Here is a 15,220-nt window from a genome sequence, read left to right as displayed (position 1 = left end):
GGCTACCGTTGCGGCATTCATTCGATAGGAGAACATTCATGCGCGAACAGATTGCAATGGTCGGCCTGGCCGCATCCCTGGCCGCAGGCCAGGCAGTGGCCGAAAACCGGATCGACCGCATCCGCCCGGACGCACCGGAACTGGCAGCATTTGGGACCTACCCCATCGGCGTTCAGACGCTGGAGTTCGTCAACCCCGGCCAGAACGACATTCTGAACACCACGGACGAAAGCCAGCCGCTCTATGATCGCCCGATCACAGTCGAGGTCTGGTATCCGGCGGCACCAGGTACGCCTGCGGGCGGCACTTATGAGACCGTGCTGCGCGATGGCACCACCCCCACGACCCTGCATGGCCGCGCCGCCCGCGCCGCGGATCCGGCCAGCGGCGAGCGGTTTCCCCTTGTGGTGATCTCGCACGGCTATCCCGGCAACCGTTATCTGCTGTCGCATCTGGGCGAGAACCTCGCATCCAAGGGCTACGTCACGGTATCCATTGACCATACCGACAGCACCTATTCCGACAAGGCCGCCTTTGGCTCGACTCTGCTCAATCGCCCGATTGACCAGAAGTTCGTGATCGACCAGATGGAGGCGCTGGATGGCCCGTTGGGCGAAATCACAGACACCTCTCAAACCGGGGTGATCGGGTATTCCATGGGCGGTTATGGCGCGCTGATTTTTGCAGGCGCCGGAGTGACCGAAGCCTCCACAGAATACAGCTGGGGCACGCCTGCGGGCCTGCTGAAGCGCAACATGGCCGGGAGCGAAAGCCATGCCGCGTTGATTGACGACCGGGTCAAGGCGGTGATCTCGATCGGTCCCTGGGGCATGAACACCGGTTTCTGGGATGCGGCAGGCCTTTCTGGCGTTGAAAAACCGGTCCTGATGATGGCCGGCAGCGTGGACGATGTGTCGAAGTACCCGGCCATGCGCCAGATCTTTGAAGGCATGGTCAACACCGACCGGCACCTCCTGACCTTCGAAGCAGCCAACCACAATGCCGCCGCCCCGATGCCCGCCCCGATCGAGAGCTGGGAGCCATCGGATACGCTCGATTTCATCCCCTTTGAACACTACGCGGATGCGGTTTGGGACACCAACCGGATGAACAACATCACCCAGCATTTCGCTACGGCCTATATGGATCTGCACCTCAAGGGCGATGCGGAAAAGGCTGTCTATCTTGAGCTGGTCGAGCGAGCAGCCGATGGCGTCATCGATGTGGACGATGCTGGCAAGGAGCAGGCCGCTCACAGCTACTGGAAAGGCTTTGCACCGCGCACGGCGCAGGGACTGACCTTTGAGACCCTGAGCAAAGGCGAATAGCCGCAGCAAAACCCTGCCGCCGCTTTTGCGTCAGTCGGCAGCGGGGTTCATCTCATAGCGCGCGCAGCATGATCTGCAGCGCCAGCGCGGCAATGACGCCCCCTGCGAGCAGCTCAAGCCCCGCCGCAAGGGCGAGCGCGCCGCGCCCCTCCATCCTCTGCAATGCGCCTTCGCGCAAAAAGACCGAAGCGACGGCGACAGCAACCGTCACGCTTGCCGTACCCAGCCCCATGGCAAAGGCTCCGGCGATACCGGCAGGCAGAACATCCATCCGCCAGGTCACCAAGAGCAGGAAGACAGCCCCGGTGCAGGGACGCATGGCAACGGCGCCAATGATGGCCAGCGCATCGCGCAGCCCGTGCACCTGAGCGGCCTCTTCGAGCGTCGGCCCATGGCGGTGCCCACAGGTGGGACAGGCGCCATCCTCGTTGTGATCGTGATCATGGTGATGGTGGTCATGCGAATGGCTGTGGTCGCAGCCTGAGTGATCTGCCTGCCCGGTTTGCGTGCTGGCTGACTTACGCAAGGAGACGAGCCGCCGCCCGCCGCGCCAGACCAGATAAAGGCCCAGGCAGGCGATCAGACCGTACGACAGGGGCGCCAACACCTCTTCGGCGACATTGGTCATGCGCTGCCGGCTCCAGTCCAGCAGCACGAGGCCACCGGCCACCAGAACCACAGCCGAGGCGGCCTGTGCCAGCGAAGAGGCCACCGCCAAACCCGCAAGACGCGCCAGTGCAACCGGCCTGCCGATCCCATATCCGCCGATCACCAGCTTGCCGTGGCCCGGCCCGGCCGCGTGAAAGAAACCGTAGGCGAAACACAACGACAGGAGCGAAAGCAAAGCGCCCGGCTGGCCGGATTTCAGGGCTCTGAGGCCGCGCGCCAGGGTGTTCTGCGCCTCACGCTGGCCTTCGGCAGCCCAGCGCGCAACATCCTGCGCACCGCCAAAGCCCCAAAGCCAGATCGCCACCGCAACAACACAAAGTGCAAGCACCGCCGTCAGGATCCGCATCTCAGCCCCCGCAGATCACGTGCACCGTATCGGCAAAGGCGGCGCCGACCTCGGGATAGGCCTCTTCGGCCTGATCGGCGGGCATGGCATAAAGCAGCTCTTCCACCAGCGTGTAGGCCCGATCCAGATCCGGCGGGATGATATCCACCACACAGCCTGTGCCCACGCTCACGCCCTGATTGACGGTATAGGCGGTGTAATAGGTCGGATCATAGGCCTTGATCACCACACCATCCGCTGAAACCGGTTCAGACAGTTTGCGCCGGTGGCGGGTGATGATGCGGCCATCCACGACCTCGGTCGAGACATGCTCTGGTGCCTGCAAGGCAAGATGCTTCTCGCCTTGCTGCAGGTAGGTATCGCCAGCAAAGCCAACCACCCAGTTGAGATCGAAGCCCTTCAGAAGCCCAAGCTCCGCCGTGTTCAGCCGCCCGTCCATGTCGCCATCAAGGCCCAGATCCTCGAATACCAGGAGCGAATAAAAATCGTCATAAGCCCAGGTGACCTCGACCGCCTCGAGCTGACCCTGCGAGTCCAGGCTGAGCGCAAGACCAGTATCCACAAAAACATGGGGGTGCGCCTGCACACCCGAAGGCGCGCTGGTCACCAAGGCAACTCCTGCCAGAAAGGCGATGCGGTTCATCATGCAAAAGGGTGTAGCCCCACTCCCTGCGCAAGACAACAGCGGCAAAGGGAGCTGTCAAATTCAACCGGCAAGAGTCAGCGCAGGCGCGTATCCGGGTGCAGGGCTTTGCCAAGGATATGATCCGAGCGGTGGATCACATGATGCGCCTGTCCGATGATCAGGGGATCGGGGGCCTGCGCGATCTCGGAGTTTTTGCCGGGATAGTCGAGCGTACTAAGGAAATGCCGCATGCAGTTGAGCCGCGCGCGTTTCTTGCAGTTGGACTTGACCACGGTCCAGGGTGCGTCCGCCGTATCCGTGTAAAAGAACATCGCCTCCTTGGCCTCGGTGTAATCGTCCCATTTGTCCAGTGACGCCTTGTCGATGGGTGACAGTTTCCACTGTTTCAGGGGGTCCGTCTCACGGGATTTGAAACGGCGCAACTGCTCGTCCTGCGTCACCGAGAACCAGTATTTGTAAAGCCGTATGCCTGAGCGTACCAGCATCTGCTCCAGATCCGGTGTCTGGCGCATGAATTCCAGATATTCGTTCGGCTCGCAAAAGCCCATCACCCGCTCGACCCCGGCGCGGTTGTACCAGGAGCGGTCGTAAAGGACGATCTCCCCGCTGGTGGGCAGGTGCTGCAGATAGCGCTGAAAGTACCACTGGCCGCGTTCCTCATCGGTGGGTTTGTTCAGAGCCACCACGCGCGCATGCCTTGGGTTCAGGTGCTCGGTAAAGCGCTTGATCGTGCCCCCCTTGCCCGCCGCGTCGCGCCCCTCGAACAACATCACGAACTTCTCGCCTGTCTCGAGCGCCCAATGCTGCACTTTCAAAAGCTCGGCCTGCAGCTTGGCTTTCTCTTCTTCATAGGCCTTTCGGGCCATTTTTCGGGCATAGGGGTACTTCCCGCTTTCAAAGGCGCGGCGGATCTCTTCGGGACCTGGCGTTTTGGGCGCGGCCTTTGCGGCGGGGGTGTCCTGTCCGTTCAGGTTGGATTGAGGTTCGGGGGCGGGCGTCGGCATGGGGTACTCCAGATGATCAGAACTGCCCAGAAGCTTATCAGCTTAAGATCCGCCGCGCGCTGACCTGCATCAAGGCGCATCCGGATGCTTCGCATGACGTGGCGAACCGCTTGCACGAGACCAAGGGACACCACAGCATGGCACAAAGCAGGGAGGAACGCATCATGCAGGCCGGTTTTACCACGCTGAACGACAGGCCCTTCTTCGTCAGACGCTGGGGAGATCCCGCCCTGCCGCCCTTGCTGATGCTGCACGGATTTCCCGAATATGGCGGCGCCTGGGAGGAACTGGCAGAGCATCTCTGTGAGCATTTCCATTGCATTGCCCCCGATCAGCGGGGCTACGGCCAAAGCTGGGCACCGCCCGAGGTGGGCGCCTATGCAACCTCGAAACTGGTGGCCGACATGGGTGCGCTGATAGCCGAGATCGGCGCGCCCATGACCGTACTGGGCCACGACTGGGGTGCGGCGGTGGCCTATGGGCTGGCGATGTTCCGCCCGGATCTTGTCTCTCGGCTCATCATTGCGAACGGGGTGCATCCGGTGCCGTTTCAGCGCGCACTGGTGTCAGGCGGCGCTCAGGCGGCGGCCTCTCAGTATATTCTTGCACTACGCGAAGAGGACAGCGAAGTCGGCCTGAGGACAGATGAGTTCGCGGGCCTGCGCGCCCTGTTTTCCGCAAACATGGATCTTGGCTGGCTCAGGGGGGATCGGCTGGCCCGCTATCAGGCCGAATGGTCCCGCCCGGGCCGGCTGCGCGGCATGGTGAACTGGTATCGCGCATCGCCCCTGCAGATCGCGGCTCCGGGCGCGCCGATCCCGATGCCGGACCTGCCGCTCGACCGGTTGCATGTGCCACAACCGCACCTGCTGGTCTGGGGCGCCAATGACACGGCCCTTCTGCCGGAAGCAACCGAAGGGCTGGAAGAGTTTGCACCGCAGCTGACCCGCACCGAGATCCAGGGATGCGATCACTGGCTGCATCATCAAAAGCCGCAGGCACTGGCCGAAGTCATCTTGAGTTGGACGGCTCAAACGGTGTGAAGAACGCCCACCGGCAGCGGGCCTTTACCTGTGCCCCCAATCCTCAGGATCCTCGGAGTTGTTCGGACTAAGCCCCAGGATATCGCCATGAGTCGAGCAGCCAAGCCCCAGAACCGTCCGGTTGGCATAGGAGAAATAGGCCGTGACCTGGTTGATCTCGAGGATCTCGCCGTCATCGAAACCGGCATTGCGCAGGGCCTGCACATCGGCTTGCTCCACACTGGAAGGCGCCAGTGTCAGCTTGCGAGCATAGGCAAGCGCGACCTTCTGCGCGGCATCGAGCGGCGCAGCGTCGGGATCGCGCGCCTCGATGGCCGCTCTTATTTCAAGCCCGCGCGCCTCATCACCCAGCAAACGCTGCAGCCCCGCGAAATGATGCTCGACACAATAGGCGCAGTCATTCAGGGAGGAGACCCAGACCCCCAGCACCTCCAGGAACCACTTGGGCACCGTATTGCCGGTGTGATGCAGCACGTTCTTGTAGATCGCCATGTGCCCCTCCATCGAATGGGGGCGCAGGCTGTGCACCATCATGATGTTGTCCACGTTGCCCCCCGGACCGGTGACGCGATCATAGAGCTTCTTGAGCTTGCCGGTGGCTTCGGCAAAGGGAACGGTATCGATCCAGGCCATGCATGTCCTCCCATGGTTTCGACGCAGCTTAAACAGGATCCCCGCCAGCGCCAGAGCCTTCGGCTCCAGATCAGATCAAATTGACGGCAGGGCAGCCATCCGGGCCACCGCATCGACGGCCGCAACAATGTCTTCCTGTCGCGTGCGATGGTTGGTTATGGCGGCCCGCAACATCGTCACGGCCCCCACCCGCGTAGTGGAAAACACCGCCTCGCCGGTTTCCTGCAACCGTCGTGCAATCCGGCTGTTAAGCTGCGATTGTTCCTCTGGCAGAAGGTCTACACGCGCAGTGAAAACACAGATATTTGAGACCACATCGGCGCCAAGGGCCATATTGGGATGTCTCTCGACCTCCTCCCCCATGACGCGGGCAAGGGCGCAATTGCCCGTGATCGCTGCGGCAAAGGCCCCCTCCCCGTAGGCCTCCAGCGCGCACCAGACCTTGAGCGCACGATTGCCCCGCGACAGATCAATACCGTAATCGCAATACCAAGGATCGCCCCCCGCCAGACCGCTTTCGGCCCCTTCAAGGTATGCGGGCCGCGCGGCAAAAGCGGCGCGATGGGCCGCCTCATCTGCAATCAGCGCAACGCCGCAGTCATAGCCCACATACATCCACTTGTGAAAATCGAGCGCGATACTGTCCGCTCGCCCGATCCCGTCACTGAGGGACCGCCAGGGCTCTGCCGTGATCCGCGTCCAGGCGCCAAAGGCGCCATCCACATGCAGCCAAAGCCCGTGCTCTGCCGCCAGATCCGCCAAAACGCCCAGATCATCAAACAGACCCAGATCAACAGATCCCGCCGTTCCCACCACAAGGAAAGGCACGGCCCCCGCCGCCCGGTCTTGTGCGATCATCCGGGACAGCGCCTCCGGGTCCATCTGCCCGGCCTTCAGCGGAACCTGGCGCAGATTGTCGGCGCCGACCCCGATCAGCTCCAGCGCCTTGCGGGTCGCGTTGTGCACGCCAATGCCCGCGTAGGCCGTAAGCTGCACGCTCCCCTGCCCAGTTTTTCGCACCTCGGGCAGCGTCCGCACCCGCGCCGCCTGAAAGGCAATCACCGTCGCCTGTGAACTGCCGGTGGTCAAGACGCCGCTTGCCCCTTCGGGCATTCCCATTCTTGCACGGGTCCAGTCGATCACCGCGCGTTCCATATAGACCGCACCGTGATCCCGCCCGCCCACATTGGCGTTGATCACCGCGCCCGCCATGCCGGCGATCAGATCAGAGGCCAGCCCCGAACCCTGCACCCAGCCCCAGAAACGCGGATGGATATTGCCGCCATGATGGGGAAGCACGTCCCGCTCGATCCGCCCGACCAGATCACCACCTTGACCGATCTGGTATCGCTGCGGCAGGTCATCCGGCACCGGCCGCCAGGGGCGATCCCGCACGTTTTCGAGCTGATCGAGCGACGCCTCCAGCATGCGGTGCGCATCGGCCCGGAAAGCCGCCCAATCCTCTGGGTCCAGATCATTCCCTTGCGTCATACCCACGCCTCCCCTCGCCTTCTGCAGCCTTCATGACACATGGCAGCGCGCTTATCCACAGGGCCGCTCCCCCTCTTCCCCGCAGGGCAGACACCTGCCATAATGCGCCTTAACCAAAAGCAACCAAGAGCAGCCCGAAACAGATGGCCAACGATCTTCTGAGCACGCCTGACGCCGAAACCTACGACGCCTCCTCCATCGAGGTGCTGGAGGGACTGGAACCTGTCCGCCAGCGCCCCGGCATGTACATCGGCGGCACGGATGAGCGCGCGCTGCATCACATGGTGGCCGAGATTCTCGACAACTCCATGGACGAGGCGGTCGCGGGCCACGCCAACCGCATCGAAGTTGAGCTGCACGCCGATTACTCGGTCACCGTGCGCGACAACGGGCGCGGCATCCCGATTGACCCGCACCCCAAGTTCCCTGACAAATCCGCGCTTGAGGTCATTCTGTGCACCCTGCACGCAGGCGGCAAGTTTTCGGGCAAGGCCTATCAGACCTCGGGCGGTCTGCATGGGGTCGGCTCTTCGGTGGTGAACGCGCTGTCAGATTCTATGGTTGTGCAGGTCGCCAAGAACAAGGAGCTGTTCGAACAGCGTTTCTCGCGCGGCATCCCGCAGGGGCCGGTGGAAAAGGTCGGCGCCGCGCCCAACCGGCGCGGCACCTCCGTCACCTTCCACGCGGATGAGCAGATCTTCGGCTCCCACCGCTTCAAACCCAAGCGGCTGATGACGCTGGTGCGCTCCAAGGCCTACCTGTTTTCGGGCGTCGAGATCCGATGGAAATCGGCCATCAACGACGGCGAAACCCCGCAGGAGGCCACCTTCCACTTCCCCGGCGGTCTGCGCGACTACCTGACCGAGGTTCTGGGAAAAGCCACCACTTATGCCGAAGCGCCCTTTGCGGGCAAGGTCGAGTTCCGCGAGAAATTCGGCGAGCCGGGTTACGTGGAATGGGCGATCAACTGGACCCCCGCTCGCGACGGTTTCATCCAGAGCTACTGTAACACCGTCCCCACGCCAGAGGGCGGCACCCATGTTGCGGGCTTCTGGGCCGCCATCCTGAAGGGCATCAAGGCCTACGGTGAGCTGGTCGGCAACAAGAAGGCCACACAGATCTCGCGCGAGGACCTACTGACCGGGGGCTGCGCGCTGGTCTCCTGCTTCATCGCCGATCCCGCCTTTGTGGGGCAGACCAAGGATCGCCTGTCGACCGAATCCGCCACGCGAATGGTCGAAAACTCCGTCCGCGATCATTTCGACAACTGGCTGGCGGCGGATACCAAATCCGCCGGCGCCATCCTTGATTTCCTTGTTCTGCGCGCCGAGGAACGCCTGCGCCGCAAGCAGGAGAAAGAGACCCAGCGCAAATCCGCCACCAAGAAGCTGCGCCTGCCCGGCAAGCTGACCGATTGTACCGCCAAAAACCGCAGCGGCACCGAGCTGTTCATCGTGGAGGGCGACTCGGCCGGTGGGTCCGGCAAGGGCGCGCGCAACCGCGAATATCAGGCGCTGCTACCGCTCAAAGGGAAAATCCTGAACGTTCTGGGCGCGGCCTCGAACAAGCTGGGATCAAACCAGGAGATCAGCGACCTGTGTGAGGCGCTGGGGGTGGGCCTGGGGACCAAATTCAACCTGGATGATCTGCGCTATGACAAGATCATCATCATGACCGATGCGGATGTGGACGGCGCGCATATCGCCTCGCTTCTGATGACCTTCTTCTTCACCCAGATGCGCCCGCTGATCGACAATGGGCACCTCTACCTCGCCTGCCCGCCCCTGTTCCGCCTGACCCAAGGCGCGCGCCGGGTCTATTGCCTCGATGAGGCAGAGCGCGACAAATGGCTGGAAAAAGGGCTGGGCGGCAAGGGCAAGATCGATGTCTCCCGCTTCAAGGGTCTGGGCGAAATGGATGCGAAAGACCTGAAAGAGACCACCATGGACCCCAAGACCCGCAAGCTGATCCGGGTCACGATTGACGAGGACGAACCGGGTGAGACCGGCGATCTGGTGGAGCGTCTGATGGGCAAGAAACCCGAACTGCGGTTCCAGTATATTCAGGAGAACGCCAAGTTCGTGGAGGAGCTGGACGTCTAGACCGGTGGTTTCCTTTCTAAAGGTGCTCGTTGCCCTCCTTGCCGTGAACCTTGTGTTCTTTGCTTTATTCCACCCAAGAGCCAAGCGAAGGGACCCTAGCCTTACACCTTTGGCATACATGTTCATACGCCACAGGCGACCGTTTGATCCACTGATGATATTCGCTTGTGCAATTTCAATTCCGAGTTTGTTCTTACTATTCGTCATAGGAAAAGCCATTGTTCATTCGGGATAATGCCCCGCTCCAAAAGTTTAAAGTGGGCCATAACTTGGACCGACTATGTCAGCTTGAACTCTGAAAGGAATACAGGGTGATGAGATGGGTTCGCGCCTATTTTCAGTGGTGGTGGCAATATGCAAAAGCCACTCTCGCAGCGATTGGGATCATCATTCTAGCTTCTGTCCTGTCGATGGCTATTGTCATCGGAGTGTTGCTGATATCAAAGCTATTTGCATGACTTGAGCGGAGCATACTGCTCCAGAGGATGAGTACCCAGAAAACGTCCAACAAGTGCCTAAACTCGGCCCGTGCCTGACCTTGGGAGGGCGCTCATGCGCCTTCGTCATGCTGAAAGCATGCCTCCGGCATGACGGGAAGGTCAGGCGCGGGCAGTGCGGCTGCGCCTCACGTCCCAAGGGGCCACCTTGCTGGCCGTGCATCTTGGGGTTGGCGTTTCAGCACAGGTCTCAATTGTCCGTTTCCATTACCTCTACCTGCGGCTAACCTCCCGATCAAAACAGGGAGAGACCCATGACCCCACAGGATTTGCAGTCCGTTCTGGCCGAAGGCTTTGCCGATTGGGTGCAGGCGCTGGATCTGACCGTGACCGAGGCCAGCCCAGAGGAAACAACCCTGCGCATGCCGCTGACACCGAACCTTGCGCGCATGGGCGGGATCGTCTCGGGGCAGGCTTTGGCGGCGCTGGCCGATACCTCGATGGTGCTGGCGGCCTTTGCCCATAACGGCGGCGTGCGGGCGCTGGCGACAACGGATCTGCACACGCAATTCCTGCGCCCCGGTGTGGGCACCGCGATCCTGTGCCGTGCATCAGTGGTGCGGGCAGGGAAATCGCTGGTCTTTGCCCGCGCCGAGATGAGCGAGGAGGACAGCGGCAAGCTGGTCGCCACCGCCACCGCAAGCTTCTATGCCGCCTAACACCGCTATGCAGCCCGCACCTGCTGCGCTAGCGTGATGCCATGATCCTGCGCCTCATCCTGATTGCCCTGATCCTGACCTCCTGCGGGCGCGAGTTGACCCCGCAGGAGCGCGCCTTCCTGTCGGATATTCACGGGGAAGACGTGCAGATGGAGAAGGTGCGCATCGTGGATGGCGCGCCGGTGCCGACCACCACCTTTTATCGCAAACCGCGCCCGCGCGTGGCCTGCCGCGAACGCATTCTGCCGCCCGTGAAGGAAGGACGCGTCACATCGTCTCCGGCTGCGATGACGGTCTTCAACCGGGTCCTGTTCATCAGCGACTGGTACGCAGAGAATTACCTGCCCGCCTACCCTGAGCGCCTTTACCTGGTGGAGGCGATGCTGCTGGCCCATGAGGTGACCCACGTCTGGCAATGGCAGAACCGCTCGCGCACCGGCTATACGCCGCTGCTGGCCGCCGCCGAGCATACGGGCAACCCGGATCCTTACCTGTTTGAACTCGACCAAAGCCCCGATTTCCTGAGCTACGGTTACGAGCAGCAGGGCGCCATCGTCGAGGAATACGTCTGCTGCCGCGCATTGGCGCCGCAGGGCGCGCGCACCAAGCGGCTGCATGCGATGCTGAAAGAGGTGATGCCGGTCTCGGATCTGCCAAAGCGCCGCCAGAGCGACGTCTATCTGCCCTGGAAGGACGCCGACCTGCGCGGCATCTGCAGCTAGAACGTGATCCGTTGAACTGGCTTCAAGGCACCCTGCCTCTCTCAATAGGCTCGAACGGGCGTTTTGAAACCTCTGTTTCTGATGAAACGCGGCACGCTATGATCATCCCTCGGGCTGGATGCTTTCGAGATAGGTCATCAGGGCCGCCAGCGGGCGCGGGGTGGGCGTGAGGGTTCCGTTTACCTCGACCGGGATCAGCTCCCCTTCAAGAAGCGTACCGAACTCGGGCATATTCTCGACGCCGACCTTGCCGCGCCCGTAACCGTCGATCTGCGACATCACCTTGGCGCGCGGAAATTCACCACCGTTGCGGGCGGTGATACGGCGCAGATCCGGCGCCTTGAGCGATGTTTCCCGGGCGGTGATATCGGCATTTTCTCCGTGGCAGAGTGCGCAATTGCGATTGAAGATCGCCTGCCCTTCCTCGGGCATGGGCATGCTCTTCACCACTTCGGTGCAGGCAACGGCCAGCCCAGCAAGGAGTGGAAGCGCAACGAGGGTTCGGGTCATTTTCATGGGGCTCGCTCCTGCCGGTCAGCTCGGTTCAATCGCATGTTTTTGCCAAGTCTATCTGGCTCTTACGGCAGCGTAAACCGCCCGGATGCGCAAAGGTCAGACAGGATCTGCTTGGGTCACCACGCCGTTTTCAAGACGCAGCACCCGGTCCATCCGGGCCGCAAGCTCAAGATTGTGCGTCGCGATCAGGGCCGCAAGGTTTGAGCTGCGAACAAGGGTCATCAAGACCTCGAACACCTGGTCCGATGTGCCCGGATCCAGATTGCCCGTGGGTTCATCCGCCAGCAGGACACTGGGCTGGTTTGCAAGGGCCCGGCAAAAGGCAACGCGCTGCTGCTCGCCGCCCGACAGCTCTGCCGGTCGGTGTGATGCGCGTGCGGACAGGCCGACAAGGGACAGCAGATCGTTGGCGCGGGCCATCGCCTGCTTCTGGCTGGCCCCATTGGCGAGCTGCGGCAGGATGATGTTTTCTGCTGCCGTGAATTCCGGCAAAAGATGGTGGAACTGGTAGACAAAGCCGATGTCCCGGCGACGCAGGCGGGTGCGGCTGCCTTCGCCAAGCCCTGTGACCTCTTGCCCCGCGATCGACACGATCCCTGCATCCGGCGTATCCAGGAGCCCTGCTATGTGCAGCAAGGTCGACTTCCCCGCGCCAGAGGGGGCCACGAGGGCGACCACCTCGCCGGGGTTCAGCGACAGGTCCAAGCCGCGCAGCACGTCCACCTGCGAGGCGCCGCCCCGGTTGTAAGCCTTGGAAATACCTTTCAGTCCCAGCGCCGCAGGCGTCTTCGTCTTGTCATCACTCATAGCGCAGCGCCTCGACCGGGTTCAGGCGGGCGGCCCGCCGCGCCGGGAAAATAGTGACCACGAATGAGAGCCCGAGCGACAGGGCCACGGCAGACAGGACATCCGGCAGGTTCAACTCGGCCGGCAGCGCATAGATGCCCCGGATCGATGGATCCCAGACGCCGCCGCCCATGACAAAATTCACAAATGAGAAGATCGGGTCGATATAGATCGCGAAAAGGCATCCCAGGATCACACCGCAGACGGTGCCGATAACCCCTGTAAAGGCGCCACAGATAAAGAATACTCGCATGACAGAGCCTTCGCTGAGGCCGATCGTGCGCAGGATGCCGATATCACGTCCCTTGTTCTTGACCAGCATGATAAGCCCCGAAACGATGTTCATGGTGGCGATCAGGACGAGGATGGACAGGATGATGAACATCACATTGTCCTCCACCTCCAGCGCGCGCAGAAACCCGCCCGAGGCATCGCGCCAGGTCCAGACGCCGATCCCCTGCCCCGCCGCCTGCAACAAAGGCACCACCATGCGATCCACGGCTTCGGGGTCGGTCACCATGATTTCGATCTCATCCGCCGCACCTTCGCGGTTGAAAAACGCCTGTGCCTGTTCAAAGGGCATGTAGAGGCGCGTGCGGTCGATGTCGTAGCGGCCCGCAGTGAAGATATAAACCACCTCATAGGCATTGACGCGGGGGCTGGTGCCAAACGGGGTTTTCACGCCGTTTGGGGAGATCAGCTTGATCTTGTCACCGACACCGACTCCCAGTTCGCGCGCCACGCCCGATCCGATGGCGACCCCCTCTTCAAAGCGGGCCAGATCGCCGGAGAAGGACTCACTCTGCGCGACACCGGGAATGGCCAGAAGGTCTGCCGCGGAAATCCCGAACACCTCGACACCCGCATTGCGCTGGCGCAGGTTGGCCATGACCTGCCCCTTGATCAAAGGGGCGGCCCGGATCACGCCGGGAACCTGCCCTGCGCGGGCGGCCATGTCGGTGAAGTCCTCGATCTTCCGGTCAAGGCGCCCGTCCTCGGTCACTTCACCGTAGGAGTAAAGCGTCACATGGGCATTGGCGCCCAGGATTGTCCCCACGAATTCAGAACGAAAGCCCGAGCGCACGGCCAGAGTGGCGATCAAGGCAAAAACCGCAAGGGTGATACCGATCAGGCTGATCCATGTCATCACGCTGACACCGCCCTCGGCCCGGCGCGCACGCAGGTAACGCCATGCGATCATCCATTCGAACCGGGAGAAAGGCGGCGGTGTGCGATCCATCTGCAAATCCTAGGCATAGCCCATTGTGAGGAAGTGAAATCGGCCCACGCCGAAATGGCGCAGACCAAAAGGATCAGCAGATCAAAAACCGCGCCCAGCGGTGTGCGGCTCGTAGATCCTGGCGATCTTCTTCACCGCCTCTTCGGGGCTGAGCTCCTCGCTGTCGCCGGTGCGGCGGCAGGTGATTTCGACGACGCCGTTTTTAAGCCCGCGCGGACCGACGGTGATGCGCCAGGGCAAACCGATGAGATCCATTGTGGCGAACTTGCCCCCGGCCCGTTCCTTGCGGTCGTCGTAAAGCGGCTCAAGGCCCGCGGCGACCAGGGCTGCGTAGATCTGGTTGCAGGCCGCGTCGGCCTCGTCATCGCCCTGCTTGAGGTTGACGATCCCACAGTGGAAAGGCGTCACACCCTCGGGCCAGATGATGCCGTTCTCGTCATGGCTCGCCTCAATGATTGCGCCCACCAGACGCGAGACGCCAATGCCGTGGCTTCCCATGTGGACGGGGATGGTCTTGCCATCGGGGCCTTGAACGGTGGCGCCCATAGGCTCGGAGTATTTGGTGCCGAAATAGAAGATCTGACCCACTTCGATGCCGCGCGCGCTGCGCTGGCGCTCAGCCGGGATCTGATCGAACAGAGCCGTATCATGGGTTTCGTCGGTGCGGGCGTAAAGCGCGGTGAATTCTTCCATCACGGCGCGGCACTGGTCCACATCGTTGTAGTCGATGTCCCGCTCGCCGAGGCGAATATCCGTGACCGCGCTGTCATAGAAGACCTCGCTTTCGCCGGTGTCGGCGAGCACCAGGAATTCATGAGTGTCATCGCCGCCGATGGGGCCGGAATCGGCCCGCATCGGAATCGCCTGCAGACCCATACGCTCATAGGTGCGCAAATAGCTGACCAAATGGCGGTTATAGGCGTGCAGGGCGTCTTCCTTGGTCAGGTCGAAGTTGTAGCCGTCCTTCATGTAGAATTCGCGCCCCCGCATCACGCCGAAACGCGGGCGGATCTCGTCGCGGAACTTCCACTGAATCTGATACATGGTCAGCGGCATGTCCTTGTAGCTGCTGACATGGCTGCGGAAGATATCGGTGATCAGCTCTTCGGCGGTGGGCGTGAACAACAGGTCGCGATCATGACGATCTGTGATGCGCAGCATCTCTTCGCCGTAGGCATCATAACGACCGGATTCGCGCCACAGGTCCGCCGATTGCATGGTGGGCATCAAGACCGGGATATGGCCCGCACGCATCTGTTCCTCATGGACGATGCCTTCGATCTTTTTCAGCACCTTGAAGCCCAGCGGCAGCCAGGAATAGATCCCGGCGGCGGACTGTTTGATCATGCCGGCCCGCAGCATGTAGCGGTGGCTGACGATCTGGGCCTCGGAGGGGGTCTCTTTCAGAACAGGCAGGAAGTAACGGGACAGGCGCATGTCGCTCTCATTCGTTCGAAGGGTTTTTATGGGGTCTATGC

14 protein-coding genes are annotated in these 15,220 nt (G+C 61.9%); 5 read left to right on the top strand and 9 right to left on the bottom strand.

What is annotated here, in order from left to right:
• Positions 1–38 precede the first annotated feature (38 nt).
• Positions 39–1,328 (top strand): alpha/beta hydrolase family protein, encoded by a 1,290-nt coding sequence (locus AADA15_RS04610; protein WP_341640371.1) that lies wholly within the window; start codon positions 39–41, stop codon positions 1,326–1,328.
• Positions 1,329–1,380: 52 nt separating this feature from the next.
• Here AADA15_RS04610 and AADA15_RS04605 read toward each other — a convergent pair whose 3' ends face one another.
• From AADA15_RS04605 to ppk2, 3 genes are all read right to left on the bottom strand, one after another.
• Entirely contained in the window at positions 1,381–2,343 is a 963-nt protein-coding gene (locus AADA15_RS04605) for a nickel/cobalt transporter (RefSeq protein WP_341640370.1), read from the bottom strand.
• A gap of 1 nt (position 2,344) precedes the next feature.
• A complete protein-coding gene (locus AADA15_RS04600; protein ID WP_341640369.1) occupies positions 2,345–2,950 on the bottom strand; it encodes a DUF1007 family protein in 606 nt (201 codons plus the stop codon).
• 113 nt (positions 2,951–3,063) lie between these two features.
• Positions 3,064–3,993 carry a polyphosphate kinase 2 gene (gene ppk2, locus AADA15_RS04595; RefSeq protein ID WP_341640368.1) on the bottom strand — a complete coding sequence of 310 codons (930 nt, stop codon included), beginning with the start codon at positions 3,991–3,993 and terminating at the stop codon, positions 3,064–3,066.
• Positions 3,994–4,130: 137 nt separating this feature from the next.
• Between ppk2 and AADA15_RS04590 the strand changes: the two genes are divergently transcribed.
• A complete protein-coding gene (locus AADA15_RS04590; protein ID WP_341640367.1) occupies positions 4,131–5,036 on the top strand; it encodes an alpha/beta fold hydrolase in 906 nt (301 codons plus the stop codon).
• Positions 5,037–5,060: 24 nt separating this feature from the next.
• Here the strand turns inward: AADA15_RS04590 and AADA15_RS04585 are convergent, their stop codons facing one another.
• A complete protein-coding gene (locus AADA15_RS04585; protein ID WP_341640366.1) occupies positions 5,061–5,669 on the bottom strand; it encodes a carboxymuconolactone decarboxylase family protein in 609 nt (202 codons plus the stop codon).
• 75 nt (positions 5,670–5,744) lie between these two features.
• Positions 5,745–7,160: a pyridoxal phosphate-dependent decarboxylase family protein gene (locus AADA15_RS04580; protein ID WP_341640365.1), complete on the bottom strand. Its 1,416-nt coding sequence runs from the start codon at positions 7,158–7,160 to the stop codon at positions 5,745–5,747.
• Positions 7,161–7,303: 143 nt separating this feature from the next.
• On the opposite strand from AADA15_RS04580, the gene parE reads away from it, so the two are divergent.
• From parE to AADA15_RS04565, 3 genes are all read left to right on the top strand, one after another.
• Positions 7,304–9,262: a DNA topoisomerase IV subunit B gene (parE, locus tag AADA15_RS04575; protein ID WP_341640364.1), complete on the top strand. Its 1,959-nt coding sequence runs from the start codon at positions 7,304–7,306 to the stop codon at positions 9,260–9,262.
• A 751-nt stretch (positions 9,263–10,013) separates the two neighbouring features.
• On the top strand, positions 10,014–10,418 hold the full coding sequence (locus AADA15_RS04570; RefSeq protein WP_341640363.1) for a PaaI family thioesterase: 405 nt from the start codon (positions 10,014–10,016) through the stop codon (positions 10,416–10,418).
• A gap of 41 nt (positions 10,419–10,459) precedes the next feature.
• Entirely contained in the window at positions 10,460–11,140 is a 681-nt protein-coding gene (locus tag AADA15_RS04565; RefSeq protein WP_341640362.1) for a hypothetical protein, read from the top strand.
• A 102-nt stretch (positions 11,141–11,242) separates the two neighbouring features.
• Here the strand turns inward: AADA15_RS04565 and AADA15_RS04560 are convergent, their stop codons facing one another.
• From AADA15_RS04560 to proS, 4 genes are all read right to left on the bottom strand, one after another.
• Positions 11,243–11,656 carry a c-type cytochrome gene (locus AADA15_RS04560; RefSeq protein ID WP_341640361.1) on the bottom strand — a complete coding sequence of 138 codons (414 nt, stop codon included), beginning with the start codon at positions 11,654–11,656 and terminating at the stop codon, positions 11,243–11,245.
• Positions 11,657–11,752: 96 nt separating this feature from the next.
• Positions 11,753–12,463, bottom strand: a complete 711-nt coding sequence (locus tag AADA15_RS04555) for an ABC transporter ATP-binding protein (RefSeq protein WP_341640360.1) — start codon at positions 12,461–12,463, stop codon at positions 11,753–11,755.
• Entirely contained in the window at positions 12,456–13,742 is a 1,287-nt protein-coding gene (locus tag AADA15_RS04550) for a lipoprotein-releasing ABC transporter permease subunit (protein ID WP_341640359.1), read from the bottom strand. Before AADA15_RS04550 ends, AADA15_RS04555 begins: the two co-directional genes overlap by 8 nt.
• Positions 13,743–13,823: 81 nt before the next feature.
• The gene (proS, locus tag AADA15_RS04545; RefSeq protein WP_341640358.1) at positions 13,824–15,179 is read right to left on the bottom strand and encodes a proline--tRNA ligase; all 1,356 of its coding nucleotides are present in this window, start codon (positions 15,177–15,179) and stop codon (positions 13,824–13,826) included.
• Between the last annotated feature and the right edge of the window lie 41 nt (positions 15,180–15,220).

Source organism: Phycobacter sedimenti (genome assembly GCF_038148855.1).
GTDB lineage: Bacteria > Pseudomonadota > Alphaproteobacteria > Rhodobacterales > Rhodobacteraceae > Phycobacter > Phycobacter sedimenti.
The sequence above is the reverse complement of the archived record's forward strand: the minus strand, read 5'-3'. Positions and strand labels throughout refer to the sequence as shown.

Coding starts and splice junctions, on each gene's coding strand:
- AADA15_RS04555 (WP_341640360.1), bottom strand. CDS start 12,463: ATGAGTGATGACAAGACGAAGACGCCTGCGGCGCTGGGACTGAAAGGT.
- AADA15_RS04565 (WP_341640362.1), top strand. CDS start 10,460: ATGATCCTGCGCCTCATCCTGATTGCCCTGATCCTGACCTCCTGCGGG.
- proS (WP_341640358.1), bottom strand. CDS start 15,179: ATGCGCCTGTCCCGTTACTTCCTGCCTGTTCTGAAAGAGACCCCCTCC.
- AADA15_RS04605 (WP_341640370.1), bottom strand. CDS start 2,343: ATGCGGATCCTGACGGCGGTGCTTGCACTTTGTGTTGTTGCGGTGGCG.
- parE (WP_341640364.1), top strand. CDS start 7,304: ATGGCCAACGATCTTCTGAGCACGCCTGACGCCGAAACCTACGACGCC.
- ppk2 (WP_341640368.1), bottom strand. CDS start 3,993: ATGCCGACGCCCGCCCCCGAACCTCAATCCAACCTGAACGGACAGGAC.
- AADA15_RS04580 (WP_341640365.1), bottom strand. CDS start 7,160: ATGACGCAAGGGAATGATCTGGACCCAGAGGATTGGGCGGCTTTCCGG.
- AADA15_RS04570 (WP_341640363.1), top strand. CDS start 10,014: ATGACCCCACAGGATTTGCAGTCCGTTCTGGCCGAAGGCTTTGCCGAT.
- AADA15_RS04560 (WP_341640361.1), bottom strand. CDS start 11,656: ATGAAAATGACCCGAACCCTCGTTGCGCTTCCACTCCTTGCTGGGCTG.
- AADA15_RS04590 (WP_341640367.1), top strand. CDS start 4,131: ATGGCACAAAGCAGGGAGGAACGCATCATGCAGGCCGGTTTTACCACG.
- AADA15_RS04550 (WP_341640359.1), bottom strand. CDS start 13,742: ATGGATCGCACACCGCCGCCTTTCTCCCGGTTCGAATGGATGATCGCA.
- AADA15_RS04610 (WP_341640371.1), top strand. CDS start 39: ATGCGCGAACAGATTGCAATGGTCGGCCTGGCCGCATCCCTGGCCGCA.
- AADA15_RS04585 (WP_341640366.1), bottom strand. CDS start 5,669: ATGGCCTGGATCGATACCGTTCCCTTTGCCGAAGCCACCGGCAAGCTC.